14 protein-coding genes are annotated in these 16,092 nt (G+C 54.1%); 10 read left to right on the top strand and 4 right to left on the bottom strand.

What is annotated here, in order from left to right:
- The first annotated feature begins 154 nt into the window (after positions 1 to 154).
- Both ABLQ08_RS16060 and ABLQ08_RS16055 read left to right on the top strand, forming a co-directional pair.
- Positions 155 to 3,085 (top strand): valine--tRNA ligase, encoded by a 2,931-nt coding sequence (locus ABLQ08_RS16060; RefSeq protein ID WP_352944049.1) that lies wholly within the window; start codon positions 155 to 157, stop codon positions 3,083 to 3,085.
- A 112-nt stretch (positions 3,086 to 3,197) separates the two neighbouring features.
- A complete protein-coding gene (locus tag ABLQ08_RS16055) occupies positions 3,198 to 3,746 on the top strand; it encodes a DUF2155 domain-containing protein (protein ID WP_417714920.1) in 549 nt (182 codons plus the stop codon).
- 12 nt (positions 3,747 to 3,758) lie between these two features.
- Here the strand turns inward: ABLQ08_RS16055 and ABLQ08_RS16050 are convergent, their stop codons facing one another.
- A complete protein-coding gene (locus tag ABLQ08_RS16050; protein ID WP_352944048.1) occupies positions 3,759 to 4,229 on the bottom strand; it encodes a GNAT family N-acetyltransferase in 471 nt (156 codons plus the stop codon).
- A gap of 122 nt (positions 4,230 to 4,351) precedes the next feature.
- Positions 4,352 to 5,020 carry an alpha/beta hydrolase gene (locus tag ABLQ08_RS16045; protein ID WP_352944047.1) on the bottom strand — a complete coding sequence of 223 codons (669 nt, stop codon included), beginning with the start codon at positions 5,018 to 5,020 and terminating at the stop codon, positions 4,352 to 4,354.
- A gap of 296 nt (positions 5,021 to 5,316) precedes the next feature.
- Here ABLQ08_RS16045 and ABLQ08_RS16040 point away from each other — a divergent pair, with 296 nt between their 5' ends.
- The 8 genes from ABLQ08_RS16040 (at position 5,317) to tenA (ending at position 13,186) form a co-directional block, all read left to right on the top strand.
- Positions 5,317 to 6,486, top strand: coding sequence for a cysteine desulfurase family protein (locus ABLQ08_RS16040; RefSeq protein WP_352944045.1), 1,170 nt, complete (start codon positions 5,317 to 5,319; stop codon positions 6,484 to 6,486).
- A 101-nt stretch (positions 6,487 to 6,587) separates the two neighbouring features.
- The gene (sufB, locus tag ABLQ08_RS16035; RefSeq protein WP_352944043.1) at positions 6,588 to 8,060 is read left to right on the top strand and encodes a Fe-S cluster assembly protein SufB; all 1,473 of its coding nucleotides are present in this window, start codon (positions 6,588 to 6,590) and stop codon (positions 8,058 to 8,060) included.
- A gap of 64 nt (positions 8,061 to 8,124) precedes the next feature.
- Positions 8,125 to 8,880, top strand: a complete 756-nt coding sequence (gene sufC / locus ABLQ08_RS16030; RefSeq protein ID WP_352944041.1) for a Fe-S cluster assembly ATPase SufC — start codon at positions 8,125 to 8,127, stop codon at positions 8,878 to 8,880.
- A gap of 14 nt (positions 8,881 to 8,894) precedes the next feature.
- Positions 8,895 to 10,214 carry a Fe-S cluster assembly protein SufD gene (gene sufD, locus ABLQ08_RS16025; protein ID WP_352944038.1) on the top strand — a complete coding sequence of 440 codons (1,320 nt, stop codon included), beginning with the start codon at positions 8,895 to 8,897 and terminating at the stop codon, positions 10,212 to 10,214.
- A 154-nt stretch (positions 10,215 to 10,368) separates the two neighbouring features.
- Positions 10,369 to 11,625: a cysteine desulfurase gene (locus ABLQ08_RS16020; RefSeq protein ID WP_352944036.1), complete on the top strand. Its 1,257-nt coding sequence runs from the start codon at positions 10,369 to 10,371 to the stop codon at positions 11,623 to 11,625.
- Between the two features lie 12 nt (positions 11,626 to 11,637).
- On the top strand, positions 11,638 to 12,033 hold the full coding sequence (locus ABLQ08_RS16015) for an SUF system Fe-S cluster assembly protein (protein ID WP_352944034.1): 396 nt from the start codon (positions 11,638 to 11,640) through the stop codon (positions 12,031 to 12,033).
- Positions 12,034 to 12,106: 73 nt separating this feature from the next.
- A complete protein-coding gene (gene sufA / locus ABLQ08_RS16010; RefSeq protein ID WP_352944032.1) occupies positions 12,107 to 12,484 on the top strand; it encodes a Fe-S cluster assembly scaffold SufA in 378 nt (125 codons plus the stop codon).
- A 39-nt stretch (positions 12,485 to 12,523) separates the two neighbouring features.
- Complete coding sequence (gene tenA, locus ABLQ08_RS16005; protein WP_352944030.1) at positions 12,524 to 13,186, top strand: thiaminase II; 663 nt, start codon at positions 12,524 to 12,526, stop codon at positions 13,184 to 13,186.
- Between the two features lie 65 nt (positions 13,187 to 13,251).
- Here tenA and ABLQ08_RS16000 read toward each other — a convergent pair whose 3' ends face one another.
- Together ABLQ08_RS16000 and ABLQ08_RS15995 are read right to left on the bottom strand one after the other, a co-directional pair.
- On the bottom strand, positions 13,252 to 14,313 hold the full coding sequence (locus tag ABLQ08_RS16000) for a GGDEF domain-containing protein (RefSeq protein ID WP_352944028.1): 1,062 nt from the start codon (positions 14,311 to 14,313) through the stop codon (positions 13,252 to 13,254).
- Positions 14,314 to 14,435: 122 nt separating this feature from the next.
- Complete coding sequence (locus ABLQ08_RS15995) at positions 14,436 to 15,881, bottom strand: DEAD/DEAH box helicase (RefSeq protein ID WP_352944427.1); 1,446 nt, start codon at positions 15,879 to 15,881, stop codon at positions 14,436 to 14,438.
- Positions 15,882 to 16,092 lie beyond the last annotated feature (211 nt).

Genomic DNA, 16,092 nt, shown 5'->3' with positions numbered 1-16,092 from the left:
TCGGCGGGCAACCCAAGTCCACTCGCTGACCGCTAGGGTATTCTCAAATCAAAAGCATGAATTTGGGTGCCTTAGGCTGTTGACTTGAGCGGACGCTTCCGATTTACACGGGAACTCACGATTTTCTGGAAACTTTCCCCTTTGAGTGACCCAAATGCTGGATAAGACCTACGATGCGGCCAGCGTTGAGCCGCGGATTTACGAAACCTGGGAAAAAGCGGAGGCCTTCAAGGCCGGTGCCGGCGCCAAGGATGGCGCGCCTTCCTTTTCCATCGTAATTCCGCCTCCGAACGTGACAGGCTCACTGCATATGGGCCATGCGTTGAACAACACGCTGCAGGACGTTTTGATCCGCTGGAAGCGCATGCAGGGTTTTGACGTTCTCTGGCAACCTGGGACCGATCACGCTGGTATTGCCACCCAAATGGTCGTCGAGCGCGAGCTGATGGAATCTCAGCAACCGGGACGCCGCGAAATGGGGCGCGAAGCTTTTGTCGAGCGCGTCTGGGAGCAAAAGCGCAAATCCGAAGGCACTATTCTCGGTCAGCTGAAAAGGCTTGGCGCATCGTGTGACTGGAGCCGGACCGAGTTCACCATGTCGCCCAATCTCTCTGCGGCCGTTCTGAAGGTCTTTGTCGATCTTTACAACGAGGGGCTGATCTACAAGTCCAAGCGCCTTGTGAACTGGGACCCGAAATTCGAAACCGCAATTTCGGATCTTGAAGTTGAGAACATCGAATCTGACGGCCACATGTGGCACTTCAAGTACCCATTGGCCGGCGGCGAAACATATGAGTATGTCGAGAAGGACGAAGAGGGGAACATCACCCTCCGTGAGACCCGCGACTATATCTCCATCGCCACCACGCGTCCGGAAACGATGCTCGGCGACGGCGCGGTTGCCGTTCATCCCGATGACGAGCGCTACAAGCCTATTGTCGGCAAGCTTTGCGAAATTCCCGTTGGCCCGAAGGAACGTCGTCGCCTGATTCCGATCATCACCGACGAGTATCCCGACCCGGATTTCGGTTCCGGAGCGGTCAAAATTACCGGTGCGCATGACTTCAACGACTATGGCGTCGCGCAACGAAACAAGATCCCGATGTATCGTCTGATGGATACCAAGGGAGCCATGCGTTCCGATGGTGCCCCATATGCGGAAGAGGCGGCAAAGGCACAGGCTATCATTGACGGCGCCGAGATGACGATCAACGAGATCGATCTCATCAACATCGTTCCTGATGACCTGCGCGGTCTCGATCGCTTCGAAGCGCGTAAGCGCGTCATCGATCAGATAACAGCGGAAGGCCTTGCAGTCACGGTCCCTGCCGACCATCCCGAGGTTGCCTGGATGAAGGGGCAGGCGCCTGAGTGGCACCCACTTGGACGTGCAATCATCCGCCCGCTTGAAGAAGATGCCGATGCTCCAGCCGAACTTCCGCTGGTCGAGGCAAAGAAGATTATGCAGCCGTATGGCGACCGGTCGAAAGTTGTCATTGAACCTATGCTGACCGACCAGTGGTTCGTTGACGCCAAGAAACTGACCGAACCTGCCTTGCAGGCGGTCAAGGACGGCTCGACAAAACTGATCCCTGGAAACGCCGACAAGATCTATTTCAACTGGCTCGATGACATTCAACCCTGGTGTATCTCGCGCCAGCTGTGGTGGGGACATCAGATCCCGGTCTGGTACGACGAAGAAGGCAACGAATACTGCGCCGAGACAGAAGAACAGGCCGTTGAAATGTCAGGCGGCAAAGCTCTGACAAGGGACGAAGATGTCCTTGATACGTGGTTCTCTTCAGCCCTTTGGCCGTTTTCGACTTTGGGCTGGCCGAATGAAACACCCGAACTCGAACGCTACTACAAAACCGATGTCTTGATTACGGGCCTCGATATCATTTTCTTCTGGGTTGCCAGGATGATGATGCAAGGCATCCATTTCATGGGTGAAGTTCCGTTCCACACGGTCTATTTCAATTCGATCGTTGTCGATGGCAAGGGCAAGAAGATGTCCAAGTCGACCGGTAATGTCATCGACCCACTCGACCTGATCGACCGCTTCGGCGCGGATGCGACCCGCTTTGCCCTTGCAAGCCAGGAGGTGCAAGCACGTAGAATGCTGCGCATGTCCGACCAGGCGGCCGAAGGCGGTCAGCGGTTTGCAACCAAGCTTTGGAATGCGTCGCGATTTGCGGAGATGAACGGTTGCGCACGTGTTGTCGGGTTTGACCCAGCAGCAACGCGGCACACGCTGAACCGCTGGATTGCAACAGAGATGGGGCGCTGCATCACCGAAGTTACCGCCGCGCTTGAAGATTACCGGTTCAATGACGCTGCGGGTGCAGTCTACCGCTTCACCTGGAACACATTCTGTGATTGGTACCTGGAACTGGCAAAGCCGATCTTCAACGGAGATGATGAAGCGGCCAAGGCCGAAACCCGAGCAACAACGGCGTGGGCAATCGACGAGATTCTGAAGGTTCTGCATCCGTTCATGCCGTTCCTCACAGAAGAGCTTTGGGAACGTCTTGGCGACGAAGGCGTGAAGGCAGAAGATCTGCTGATGCTGACCGCCTGGCCGGAAGCTCGTGTATCCGATGAGGCAGCAGCTGCTGAGATCAACTGGCTGGTTTCGCTGATATCCGAAATTCGCTCGGTTCGCGCAGAAATGAATGTTCCGGCCGGGGCGAAGGTCGCGGTTGTCATCACCGGAGCCAACGACGAGACAAAAGCGCGCCTGAAGACTCATGAATCCGCGATCTTGCGTCTGGCACGTGCAGAAACAGTAAGTCTTGCAGACACCGCACCGTCAGGTTCCGCGCAGATAATCGTCGGCGAAGCCACCATTTGCTTGCCTCTGGCCGGTGTCATCGATCTGAACGCTGAAAAGGCCCGGCTTGCGAAAGAGGTTGGCAAGCTCGAGGGAGAGATCTCCAAGGTCGAGAAAAAACTCGCAAATCCGAAATTCGTCGAGAAGGCACCGGACGAGGTGGTTCAAGGCGAACGTGAGAAAGTCGCCGAATCGAAAGAGAAACTCGAAAAGGTTCAGGTCGCGCTCAACCGTCTGGCTGAGATCGGCTAACTGTCCGTGCAGGCCCGGAAATGGTGATTGTCTTTTCCGGGCCGCAATTAGGTGCTAGCGCGTCGGCAAAGAACTTAAGTATGCTTGGTACCAGAGAATCTTTCGAGAATTCATGGCTGATTTGTCTGACACTATGAAAACAGCGAAACGAATTTGGGCAGGAACAGCGATTGCTGTCTCCATGGCTCTCGGACTTACAGGTCCTGCTTCGGCTGAAAAGATCGAGAATCCGGTCGCTGTCTTCTCCGGTCTCGACAAGATTACCGGCCGTATCATTTCTTTCGATGTCTACATTGGAGAAACGGTTCAATTCGGAGCGCTGCAGGTTACGCCGAGGGTCTGCCACACACGCCCGCAAACAGAATCACCGCTGACGACAGGGTTCGTCCAAGTCGACGAAATTACGCTAAATAATGAAGTCCGCAGGATTTTCTCAGGCTGGATGTATGCGGCTAGTCCCGGCCTTCATGCCGTTGAGCATGCGGTTTATGACATCTGGCTGACCAACTGCAAACTGGCGTCGACTGTACCGCCGCCGGAAGACTATGCCGGACCGCCAATACAGGGTGTTGTCGCCGAAGGGGAAGATCCTCTTGCCGGTCCGGACGATGGTGTCAACGGTGGCCCGGGCGTGCCTCGAAAGAAACCATTCCAGGGATAGCGGCCACGCAACTCATTCTGGCTTGCGGCTCGGATACTCGGATCGTCTTAGTTCAAACCCGGTCTTGCTTCTCTGAAAGCCTGCGCACTCATAAAACGCGTGGGCTTTTGCATTTTGCGCACCAGACATCAACATGATCTTGTAACAACCTGCCTGCCAGGCGAGCTCTTGAGCAGCTTCAATCAGTTTTGCTCCAATGCCCAGGCCCCGAAATTCCGTTCGGGTTACGACATTTTCGATCAGTGAATAAGGCGCACAGCCTCGGGTCAGGTTGGGAATCACGACCAGGGTTAGAGTTGCTACGAGTTTTCCATTCTGCACGCCCACCAGGATCGTCAACCCCGGATGCGCGAGTATTCGCTCAAATGTGCATTTCCGATGCTCTGGATCGGCAGCGTGGTCATCGGAGCTGAGATGGTGGTAAAGCTCCAGGAGTTCATCAAAATCCTCGAGCCTGGCTGGGCGGATCTCTGGATTGTCCATTGGCCGGTTCGTATGAAGTTCACGGGGAAGTAAGTTGGCGTGGCTCAGCCGCGCGGATCAGATCGGCGAAAAGCAGAACAAAGAAAAACCCGCCAATTGGCGGGTTTTCCTGAACGCTGATGTTAATCGACGTCGATGTAATCCTCTGGCGTTAGCCCGAGCCGACCGTCGACATAATTTCCACAACGCCCCAGGAGATCATCCATATCGTTCTCGAAGAAGTGATTGGCACCCGGAATGATCTCGTGGTCGATCACAATGCCTTTTTGGGTCTTCAGCTTGTCGACAAGCGTCTGGACGTCTTTTTGCGGCACGACCTTGTCGTTGTCGCCATGAACGATCAGACCTGAAGAAGGGCAAGGTGCCAGGAATGAGAAATCGTGCAGGTTTGCCGGCGGGGCAACGGAAATGAAGCCTTCAACTTCAGGACGGCGCATCAACAGCTGCATCCCGATCCATGCGCCGAAAGAGAAGCCGGCAATCCAGCAGGCTCTTGCATCAGGATGTACCGTCTGAACCCAGTCGAGCGCTGCCGCCGCATCGGACAACTCTCCCTGGCCATGATCGAAAGTGCCTTGTGAGCGCCCGACACCGCGGAAATTGAACCGGAGCACAGCAAAGCCGCGCCGCGCGAACATGTAGTACATCTGATAAACAATCTGATTGTTCATTGTTCCGCCGAATTGCGGGTGCAGATGCAATACGAGTGCGATGGGGGCGTTGCGTTTTTTTGCGGGGTGGAACCGGCCCTCAAGCCGGCCCGCGGGACCGTTAAAGATCACCTCAGGCATGAAGCGCTATGTCCTTGTCATTTTGTCGCGCCGGGAAGTGGGGCGCGGGAAATCGGGTTCAGGATACGTGGTTTCCCGTAAGTCTAAACTTGACTCTTAGCCTCCAAGTTTCTAGAACCCTGTTTAGAATTATTCGAAAGTTCGCATCATCCCCCGAAGGCAGACGACACTCGGTTCGACCGGTTGGGGGTGTTATCGTCATCACAGCGGAAAATTTCAAGTTTTTCGAACATGTGTTTGGCATTTCAGCAAATTTTCGACCTGAACTCAATGTCGATCTAAGGTTTCGAGGTGTCATGCCGCGTCGTTTCGCTCCGATCTATCTTGACCACAACGCTGGCGCTCCTTTGCGCGACAGTGTCCGGGAGACCATGATCGAAGTTCTGAATGACACCGGAAATGCTTCTTCTGTGCATTCTCACGGCCGCAGGGCGAGGGGACGTTTGGAAGCCGCAAGGGAGAATGTTGGACTTCTTTGCGGCGCAAAAAGCCGCGCTGTAACCTTCGTCTCCGGAGGCACCGAGGCCAACATGACGGCTCTGACGCCGGCATGGCGGGATCAGGGGGCACCGGTTTACCTGGACAAATTGTATCGCAGTGCAGTTGAACATCCCTCGGTGGTGACCGGAGGCCGCTTTCCCGCTGCCGATCAGGTTGTTGTTCCCGTGAACAGCGACGGAATCGTCCAGGTGGACACGTTGAATGAACTCGTCAGGGGAATGGAGCCGGGTCTTGTTTCCGTCATGGCAGCCAACAATGAGACCGGCGTGGTTCAACCTTTGAAGGAAATAGGCGCCGTCGCCAAAGAAAACGGCCATTTCTTCCATGTGGATGCCGTTCAGGCCGCAGGCAGAATGAAGATTGATCTGGACGATTGGCAAGCAGACGTCATCACCCTATCTGCCCACAAGTTCGGTGGCCCCCAGGGAATTGGCGCTGTTGTCGCCAGAAGTACTGCGCGCGTTCCAGCGCCCTTGATGATTGGCGGCGGACAAGAAAACTGGCATCGCGGAGGAACGGAAAACGTCGCTGCGATCAGCGGGTTCGGCACTGCTGCACAGGCTGCTCTTGAAGAAGCGTCCGACACAAGCCATTTGGCAGATATGAAGGCCAAACTGGAAGATGGTCTGCGTGCTGTTTGCCCCTCGACAGTCATCTTTGGAGAAACAGCGGAACGACTGGCAAATACCAGCTGTTTCGCTGTCCCTGGAATTCCGGCTGAAACGGCATTGATCGCTTTTGACCTGGAACGCGTATCGGTGTCATCCGGTTCGGCTTGTTCCTCCGGCAAAGTGTCGGTGTCGCACGTGTTGACGGCAATGAATGTTGATGAAGAGCTCGCACGTTGTGCATTGCGGATCAGCATGGGGTGGGATACGTCGGCGTCGGACATCGACCGATTTTTGGAGATCTGGCCGCAGATCGTTGATCGCCTCAATCCGGATGCACGGCACAAGGCTGCATAGGTAAGGGTTCGGCGAAAACTCGCCATTGAATGAGCAGGTTGGAAAATCCACTTGCGGAAATAGAAGGAGCGGACGCGGGGTCCGCTGAATGGAGGCAAAACATGCCAGCTGTACAGGAAACCATCGATCAGGTGAAAGCCATCGATGTTGACCAGTATAAATACGGCTTTGTAACGGATATCGAGTCGGAGAAAGGTGCCAAGGGCCTATCCGAGGAGACCGTGCGGTTTCTTTCTGCCAAGAAGAACGAACCGGAATGGATGACGGAATGGCGCCTGGACGCCTTGCGCCGGTTCAAGCAGATGGAAGAGCCCACATGGGCGCGCGTCTCATATCCGAAGATCGATTTTGACGACCTCTACTATTGGGCGGCTCCCAAGTCGGTCGAAGGCCCGAAAAGTCTGGATGAAGTCGATCCCGAATTGTTGGCGACCTATGAAAAACTCGGCATTCCGCTCGCTGAGCAGGAAATTCTTGCAGGTGTTGAGCCGAAGAACCGGGTCGCGGTCGATGCGGTTTTCGATTCCGTTTCCGTGGTCACTACTTTCAAGGACGAACTGAAAAAGGCCGGTGTCATTTTCTGTTCTATCTCCGAGGCAGTGCGCGAATACCCGGATCTGGTAAAGAAGTATCTGGGATCGGTTGTTCCGGTAACGGATAACTTCTACGCGACTTTGAACTCTGCGGTCTTCTCCGACGGCTCCTTTGTCTACATCCCCGAGGGCGTACGCTGCCCGATGGAGCTGTCGACGTATTTCCGCATCAATGAGCAGAACACCGGGCAGTTCGAACGCACTCTGATCATTGCCGACAAAGGCTCCTATGTGTCCTATCTTGAAGGGTGCACGGCGCCTCAGCGCGATGAAAACCAGCTGCACGCTGCAGTGGTTGAGCTCGTCGCGCTCGATGATGCTGAAATCAAGTATTCCACGGTGCAGAATTGGTTCCCGGGCGACAAGGACGGCAAGGGCGGAATCTACAATTTCGTCACCAAGCGTGGCGACTGCCGGGGCAGAAATTCCAAGATTTCCTGGACCCAGGTTGAAACGGGATCCGCGATCACCTGGAAATATCCGTCTTGCATCTTGCGCGGGGAGAATTCGCGTGGCGAGTTCTATTCGATTGCAGTGTCCAACGGTCATCAGCAGATCGACAGCGGCACCAAGATGATCCACCTGGGTAAGAACACATCCAGCCGTGTGATTTCCAAGGGCATATCGGCAGGCAAATCGGAAAACACTTATCGTGGTTTGATTTCCGCCCACCGCAAGGCTTCAAACGCGCGCAACTTCACCCAGTGTGACTCGCTGTTGATTGGTCAGGAATGTGGGGCCCATACGGTGCCTTACATTGAGAGCAAGAACGCTTCTGCGCAATTCGAGCACGAGGCGACCACCTCGAAGATCTCGGACGACCAGATGTTCTACTGCCTGCAGCGCGGTCTGTCGGAAGAAGAAGCCGTTGCCCTTATTGTCAACGGCTTCGTCAAGGACGTGATTCAGCAACTGCCGATGGAATTTGCCGTCGAGGCTCAGAAGTTGATCTCGATCAGTCTGGAAGGATCCGTGGGCTAAAGCCTGCTTTCAAATTTTGTGATTGGGGCTGAGCACGCCCGAAGATTTACAAGGAAAAATCTCAATGCTTGAGATCAAAAACCTGCATGCGCGCATTGCGGAAGACGAAACTGAAATTCTGCGCGGCATCGACCTGACCGTCAATCCTGGTGAGACCCATGCGATCATGGGCCCCAATGGCTCCGGCAAGTCGACCTTGTCCTACATTCTGGCGGGCAAGGACGATTACGAAGTCACCGAAGGCGAGATCCTCTTCAACGGCGAAAACATGTTGGAGATGGAGCCGGACGAGCGCGCGGCTGCTGGTATGTTCCTGGCGTTTCAGTACCCGATCGAAATTCCGGGTGTGGCAACCATGGAATTCCTGAAGACAGCCATGAATGCGCAGCGCAAGGCACGTGGCGAAGATCCGCTTTCCATTCCCGATTTCATGAAACGCGTCAAGGCTGCTGCGGCTCATCTGAATGTGTCGATGGAAATGCTGAAACGCCCGTTGAACGTCGGATTTTCAGGCGGTGAAAAGAAACGCGCCGAAATCCTGCAAATGTCGCTGCTGGAGCCCAAGCTTTGCGTGCTCGATGAAACTGATTCCGGTCTCGACATCGACGCGCTACGGATCGTCTCTGAAGGTGTCAACAAGCTGCGGTCACCGGAGCGGGCCATGGTTGTGATCACGCACTATCAGCGTCTGCTCGATCACATTGTGCCGGACGTTGTGCACGTTCTGTCCAAGGGCAGAATCGTCAAGACGGGCGACAAGGACCTGGCACTTGAGCTGGAGAAAAATGGTTACGCCGATTACGTCGATACGGCTGCCTGAGGGAGCAACGGGACATGAACGTTAGCATACCCATCAATCATACGAAGGCTGAAAGCGATCTTCTCGATCGCTTTGACGATGTGAAGGAGGCGTTGCCCGGATCGGTTGCCGTGGCTGCGTTGCGCGAAGCTGCAATTGATCAGATTCGGGAAAAGGGTCTGCCGCATCGACGTGTCGAGGAGTACAAGTATTCCGACTTGCGTGCCTTTCTGAAATCGGCGGCGCCAATGGCGGCAGCTTCCGAGATGAACGCTGTAACAGCGCTCATGAATGCGGAAGACAGCTACGGTGATTTGGACCGGTATCGGGTCGTGATCGCAAACGGCCGGTTCATTGCCGAACTCTCGGATGTGGACGCGTTGGCCGCCGAAGGTGCGTCCCTCGCGAACATTGCTGAAGCCTTGTCCGGAGAAAATGGCGCTCAGTTGATCGCGCCACCGAAATCGGGACCCAATGATGGCATCATTGCGCTCAACACTGCATTTTTGCAGGGTGGTGTCATAATCTCCGTCAACGACGGCGTGGAGCTTTCAAAACCCGTTGAGCTCGTCCAGGTCGCCACAGGTGCTGGAGGCCAGGCGACGAGAAACAGGATTTCTGTTGGAAATGGAGCAAAGCTTCGTCTGCTGGAAACATTCCTTGGTGATACCGGGGCAGGTGAGCTCAACACGGTGTTCGACTATGACGTTGCCGACACAGCCTTTCTGGCAACGACGCGTTTGATCACCGGCAAGACAGAAGCCGCGCGTCTCTTCACTTCGGTCGCTACGATCGGTGCGGAAGCTGAATTCAAGTCGCTTGGTTTCATTGCCGGTCCGAAATTCGCGCGGAATCAGCAGTTCGTAAACTTCACCGGCGAGAATTCCGAAGCGAAGATCTACGGTGTTTCCATGGCAGGTGGTGATGATCTCGCGGATCAGACGCTGATCGTCGATCATGCAGTACCTCACTGCAACAGCCGCGAATTCTTCAAGACCGTGCTCGACGGCCGCTCGAAGGGGGTCTACCAGGGCCGCATTAACGTGGCACCACACGCTCAAAAGACCGACGGCGAAATGATGACCCAGGCTCTGCTTCTTTCCGAAGAAGCAGAGATGGCCAACAAGCCTGAACTTGAGATTTTCGCGGATGACGTCATTTGTGCCCACGGTGCGACAAGTGGTCAGATCGATGAAGATCTGCTGTTCTATCTACGTGCCCGCGGTATTCCCGAGGATGAAGCCAAAACGTTGCTGGTTCTGGCATTCCTTTCCGAGGCGATTGAGGAATACGGTGAAGAGGACGTGACAGACAGGCTGGAAGAGCGCGTACGCGACTGGCTTGCAGGACACTGACAGGCGACTTGCGCCAGGTCATTGCCGAAGGAGATTCGGCTTTGCATATATCAGCCGTTTCCGGACTTCGGTTCGGAACGGCAGGAATTGGTCAAGTGCCACCGGAGAACCGTGGCACGGCTTCAAGGTTAGATTTACGAAGGAGTAGCGCCGGATGACCGTCGCGACTGCAGAACAGGCAACACAGGTAAGCGGCTACGACGTTGAAGCCATCCGCAAGGACTTTCCGATCCTTTCGCGAGAGGTTTATGGCAAGCCGCTTGTTTATCTGGACAATGGCGCATCTGCACAAAAACCGCAGGCGGTCATTGATGCAGTGACGAAGGCGTATTCGCACGAGTATGCCAACGTTCATCGAGGCCTTCATTACCTTTCCAATACAGCAACCGATAACTACGAAGCTGCCCGGGAAAAAGTACGCCGCTTCTTGAATGCGAAATCCGTTGACGAGATAGTTTTCACGAAATCGACCACGGAAGCGATCAACCTGGTCTCCTACGGCTTGGGCCCTGACTACTTCCAGGAAGGTGACGAGATCGTTCTGTCGATCATGGAGCATCATTCCAACATTGTGCCGTGGCATTTCCACCGCGAACGCAATGGCGCGAAGCTGAAGTGGGTTTATGTAAAAGAAGACGGGTCATTCGACCTGGATGCTTTCCAGGATTCATTGAGCGACAGAACCAAGCTCGTTGCGATGACCCAGATGTCGAATGTCCTGGGGACGGTGGTTCCGATCAAGGAAGTCTGCAGGATTGCGCATGAGCGTGGTGTTCCGGTCCTGGTGGACGGAAGTCAGGCTGCAGTCCACCTGCCTGTGGATGTACAGGACCTGGACTGTGACTACTATGTATTTACAGGACACAAGGTCTATGGCCCTTCCGGCATCGGTGTCCTTTGGGGCAAGCCTGAAAGGTTGAATGCACTTCGTCCTTTCAACGGCGGTGGTGAAATGATTTTGGACGTGACCGAGGACGTCGTCACCTACAACGATCCACCCCACCGGTTTGAAGCCGGCACGCCCCCGATCGTTCAGGCGATTGGTCTGGGTGCCGCGCTTGACTATATGGATGCCCTCGGACGTGACAATATTGCTCGTCATGAGGCTGACCTCAGAGCATATGCTCACCAGAAGCTCAAAGAGATCAATTCGCTCCGCATTTTTGGGGATGCTCCGGACAAGGGCGCAATTGTTTCCTTCGAAATCCAGGGCGCACATGCACATGACGTCGCGACGATCATCGACCGTGCAGGAGTTGCTGTCAGGGCAGGGACACATTGTGCGCAGCCACTCTTGGCAAGATACGGTGTAACCTCTACATGTCGGGCAAGTTTCGGGCTCTACAACACGCGAGATGAAGTCGATGCGTTGTATGAGGCCCTTTTGAAAGCTCAGAGCTTTTTCGGGTAAGGACGAACCCCTATGGAAAATGCTACCACCATTGACACGAATGCGAATGGCGAAGAGTTGCAGGCTGAAGTCTCTGCCAAAAGCGCAATTCCCGCAGACGAACTGGACAGGCTGACAACCGATATCATCGGCGCTCTGAAGTCTGTTTACGATCCGGAAATTCCTTGCGATATCTACGAGTTGGGTTTGATCTACAAGGTTGATATCGATGACGACCGGTCCATCAATATTGATATGACACTTACCGCGCCCGGTTGTCCTGTTGCAGGAGAAATGCCTGGTTGGGTGGAAAACGCCGTGTCGGCGGTCGCCGGTGTGGGACCTGTGAATGTCGACATGGTCTTTGATCCGCCTTGGACACCGGACCGCATGTCCGATGAAGCCAAGGTCGCGCTCAACTGGTATTGAGTAGTCGACCTTTATTCCGATAAGCTGAAACCCTATATCAGGTTTTGGAGCGCACGGACCAAACGAGGAAAGCATGGCTGCTGCCGGAAAATTTCAGGTCATGACATTGACCGACACTGCTGCTGAACGCGTATGCGAGCTTGTCGAAAATTCGGACAAGAGCGTTGTTGGATTGCGCGTCGGTATCAAGAAAGGTGGCTGTGCGGGCATGGAATACACCATGGACATGGTCGAAGAGGCCAAGCCGGGTGATGATGTGGTCGAAGACAAAGGCGCAAGGCTTTTCATAGACCCGTCCGCAGTCCTGTTCCTCCTCGGAACGGAAATGGACTACGAAGTCACAAAGTTTCGCTCCGGATTTGTATTCAAGAATCCGAACGAAGTTTCTGCCTGCGGTTGCGGGGAATCCGTCTCACTCCAGGCTGCGGACTTAAGCGCTTTCGCGCGCTGATACGCCCGTAACCTGGCTGTTTCTTTCCAGAGGAACCTTATGAAACTCTTCGAACGGCTGAAAGCCGACGCGGCGCCGCAATGGGTGAACTACACTCAGCATGAGTTCGTCCGACAGCTCGGTGAAGGTTCGTTGCCTCTGGAATGTTTCAAGCACTATCTGGTTCAGGATTACCTGTTTCTGATCCAGTTTGCCCGGGCATATGCTCTGGGTGTTTACAAGAGTCCGTCCGTTTCCGATATGCGGCAGTCTCTTGAAGGAGTGAAAGCGATTCTCGATATCGAGCTGGACCTCCATATCGAGCTCTGTGGTAAATGGGGAATGTCGCGAGAGGAGATCGAGAATGCTCCGGAAGACACTCCCACAATGGCGTATACCCGCTTTGTCCTCGATGCCGGCATGTCTGGTGACCTGTTGGACCTGCAGGCAGCGCTGGCGCCGTGCATTATCGGATATGCAGAGATCGGTTCCAGATTGACCGGCCAAGGGGCTGACCGGGAAGGCAATGCATACCGACGCTGGATCCAGGAATATGCAGGCGAAGGATACCAGGACCTCGCGAGAGGATTTGCCAGCTGGTTTGACGAAACCGCTGAACAGGTACTCACAGAAAGCCGCTATCCGAGGGTGTTGTCACTGTTCGAAAAGGCTTCTCGGCTCGAAAGTGATTTCTGGCAAATGGGATTGAACGCTCAGCGCTAGGCAAAGGCTCGCCCGGCTTAGATCCAAGGTCTGGAACTGCAAAGTTGCCGGGCAACCTCCTGTTTTTAAGCGACGTTTTCTCGACTTGATGATGGATCCAGGTCTTGTTCCGTCCTGACCAGATTGCGGCCGGCATTCTTGGCTGAATAGAGTGCCTCGTCCGCGCGCGACAGAATGGAATGCGGGGTATCCATATTTTGATAGCAGGCGATCCCCACAGAGATGGTGACACGACCGAGGTTTTCACCTGTTGAGCGCTTCACCAGTTCCTTCGACATTACGGCGGTGCGGATACTTTCGCCGATCTTCTTCGCTTCCTCCAGGTCGGTATGTGGAAGAATTATCGCGAATTCTTCTCCGCCATACCTGCATGCGACATCCTGAGTCTTGATGTTTTGCTTCACGGCCAGTGCGACAAGTCGAAGAACCTGATCACCAGTCTGATGACCGTAAGTGTCATTAAACTTCTTGAAGTGATCGATGTCGGTCATCAGCAATGCAAAGCCGCGACCGCTCTCGTTCGATTGATCGGTGATCTTTTCAATCGAATTTTCAAAGTGCTTGCGATTATTGAGGGTTGTCAATTCGTCAGTGAGTGACTCATATCGAATTGCTTCAAGCGCGGATTGCAGGCTTTCAATATGCTTTTTCGACTCCAGAAGCTGACTTTCCAGTTTCCGATTGGAAGACACCGCATTCTGCGTCGACTTCACGAGATGCGTTACATAAATCTGAAGCTTTTCAGGGTCGGCAACGCTTTTGATTTTTTCGCCCGCCTGCTCAAGAGCAGCACCATAATCGGATGTGGCGTCGGTACATAATTTGATCGAATCGACGAGCTCCTCGACTTCCCGGGAAACTTTGGTTCCAACCTCATCCAGACGATCTCCCAAGCGAGTAGGGGACAAAAAGCGTCCGTAAAGTGTCAGCATCTCGTCGGTGCTGATCCGGCCGTTTTGTTTGACCGTGTCGTTGATCGCGCGGTTCAGGCCCTGATTGAAGCCAGCAGCGTAGGTGTACCAGAGTTCATAAGAACGCGGATATGCTGGCAGCGTATTCTTCTTGATATAACTAATAGCGGACTCACCGTACTTGATGGTCCGCTTATGGTCGTCTTCGTCCGCCATAAAAATCTCTCACTTAAGCTCCGCGAATCCGCCCCACACGGTCGCAAAGTCTAAGTTTAAAATGCTGATGTAACGCTTAAGGAGCCGTTAAGCTTAAGGCGGAACCTTGATAAAAATTGCAGTTATGAAGCCTTTTTCGGCCGAGGCTCACGTAGAAGGAATGCAGGAATATGGACGCCGGGACTGAATGCCGGTTCCATTTTTTCATTTCTTGATTTTTTGCCGGAAGACTTTTGCGGAAGGCTGGAAACTGGGGCCGGGGTCAAGGCGTCCTTTTGCTCCTCAATGACGTTCTTGGAAGTGTCGCGTGATTTCGATTGCGAACGGCGACGCCCTGCGGGTTTCGCCTGTTCTGCGTCGTTGTCGTTGCTGGTGGTGTTGCTTTTCGCCGATTTGCCGGCTTTCCGTCTGGCTTTCCGCTCCTTGGCAGCAGCTTCGAAGTCGATCGCATCGCCTTGCCAGTCGATAGACTTCTTGATGAGCGCTTCGATTGCTTCCAAATACTTCTGGTCTTCGCCTGTCACCAGCGTGAATGCAGATCCGGTTCTTCCCGCGCGACCCGTTCGGCCGATTCTATGAACATAGTCCTCGGCATTGCTGGGAACGTCAAAGTTGAATACGTGACTGACTTCCGGAATGTCCAAACCACGGGCGGCAACGTCACTGGCAACGAGAAGTTTGATATTTCCCTTTCGGAAATTGTCCAGCATCATCATGCGAGTGCGTTGATCCATGTCACCATGCAGCGCACCGACATTGTATTCATGTCGCTCCAGAGATCTGAAGAGCGTCGAGACGTCTCGTTTTCGATTGCAGAAAACGATCGCGTTCTTGAGATCTTCGGCACCTTCCAGGAGCTCTCGCAAAGCAGCCCGCTTTTCATAGTCTTTCGAAGGTGAGGCTTTGAGCCTTTGGGTCACGTTGTCAGAAGTAGACGACGTCGGCGCGACTTCGATTCGCGCAGGGTTCTGCAGAAACGTTTCCGTAAGACGCTGAATTTCTGGCGGCATGGTCGCCGAGAAAAACAGGGTTTGGCGGGTGAAGGGGATCAGTTTGCAGATTCGCTCGATATCGGGGATGAAGCCCATGTCCAACATGCGATCTGCTTCATCAATCACCAGGATTTCGACACCCTGTAGGAGGAGCTTGCCACGCTCGAAATGGTCGAGAAGGCGGCCGGGCGTGGCAATCAGAACATCTGTACCACGGTCAAGCTTTTTGTCCTGTTCGGCAAATGAGACACCACCGATCAGCAATGCCACATTCAGCTTGTGATTGGTGCCATACTTTTCGAAGTTTTCTTCCACCTGAGCCGCGAGTTCTCGTGTCGGTTCGAGAATGAGCGTTCTCGGCATTCTTGCCCGCGCCCGGCCTTTTTCCAGCAGGGTCAACATCGGCAACGTAAAACTTGCGGTCTTGCCGGTTCCGGTCTGTGCGATGCCGAGTATATCACGGCGCTCCAGCACCTGCGGGATCGCCCCGGCCTGAATTGCGGTGGGTTCTTTATAACCTGCTGCTTCGACTGCAGCGAGGACCTTCTCGCTAAGACCGAGAGTATCAAATGCCATGGAGCGCTTTGCCCAGATGTTGTGATTGTAATCTGTAAGCACCTTGGAAACCGTCGGCGCCAACGTGCGCACACCCTACATTCATGTGCACAGGTGTCAATGCGCCGTTGAGGTAAAATATCAAGAAAATCGAGTATTTCTGTTCTGAATTTGCCAACTCAGTTAATAGAGCAACTTGGTTGCATTATGAAATCCGTACGGAACATTACTA

The sequence above is a fragment of the Roseibium sp. SCP14 genome (genome assembly GCF_040329475.1).
In the GTDB taxonomy this organism is placed as follows: Bacteria; Pseudomonadota; Alphaproteobacteria; order Rhizobiales; family Stappiaceae; genus Roseibium.
This window is presented reverse-complemented; position numbering and strand designations above follow the sequence as displayed.

What these genes read in the sequence shown, in the direction of transcription:
- ABLQ08_RS16060 (WP_352944049.1), top strand. Translation starts at nt 155, where the DNA reads ATGCTGGATAAGACCTACGATGCGGCCAGCGTTGAGCCGCGGATTTAC.
- tenA (WP_352944030.1), top strand. Translation starts at nt 12,524, where the DNA reads ATGAAACTCTTCGAACGGCTGAAAGCCGACGCGGCGCCGCAATGGGTG.
- sufB (WP_352944043.1), top strand. Translation starts at nt 6,588, where the DNA reads ATGCCAGCTGTACAGGAAACCATCGATCAGGTGAAAGCCATCGATGTT.
- sufA (WP_352944032.1), top strand. Translation starts at nt 12,107, where the DNA reads ATGGCTGCTGCCGGAAAATTTCAGGTCATGACATTGACCGACACTGCT.
- ABLQ08_RS16050 (WP_352944048.1), bottom strand. Translation starts at nt 4,229, where the DNA reads ATGGACAATCCAGAGATCCGCCCAGCCAGGCTCGAGGATTTTGATGAA.
- sufC (WP_352944041.1), top strand. Translation starts at nt 8,125, where the DNA reads ATGCTTGAGATCAAAAACCTGCATGCGCGCATTGCGGAAGACGAAACT.
- ABLQ08_RS16055 (WP_417714920.1), top strand. Translation starts at nt 3,198, where the DNA reads ATGGCTGATTTGTCTGACACTATGAAAACAGCGAAACGAATTTGGGCA.
- ABLQ08_RS16040 (WP_352944045.1), top strand. Translation starts at nt 5,317, where the DNA reads ATGCCGCGTCGTTTCGCTCCGATCTATCTTGACCACAACGCTGGCGCT.
- ABLQ08_RS16000 (WP_352944028.1), bottom strand. Translation starts at nt 14,313, where the DNA reads ATGGCGGACGAAGACGACCATAAGCGGACCATCAAGTACGGTGAGTCC.
- sufD (WP_352944038.1), top strand. Translation starts at nt 8,895, where the DNA reads ATGAACGTTAGCATACCCATCAATCATACGAAGGCTGAAAGCGATCTT.
- ABLQ08_RS16045 (WP_352944047.1), bottom strand. Translation starts at nt 5,020, where the DNA reads ATGCCTGAGGTGATCTTTAACGGTCCCGCGGGCCGGCTTGAGGGCCGG.
- ABLQ08_RS16020 (WP_352944036.1), top strand. Translation starts at nt 10,369, where the DNA reads ATGACCGTCGCGACTGCAGAACAGGCAACACAGGTAAGCGGCTACGAC.
- ABLQ08_RS16015 (WP_352944034.1), top strand. Translation starts at nt 11,638, where the DNA reads ATGGAAAATGCTACCACCATTGACACGAATGCGAATGGCGAAGAGTTG.
- ABLQ08_RS15995 (WP_352944427.1), bottom strand. Translation starts at nt 15,881, where the DNA reads ATGGCATTTGATACTCTCGGTCTTAGCGAGAAGGTCCTCGCTGCAGTC.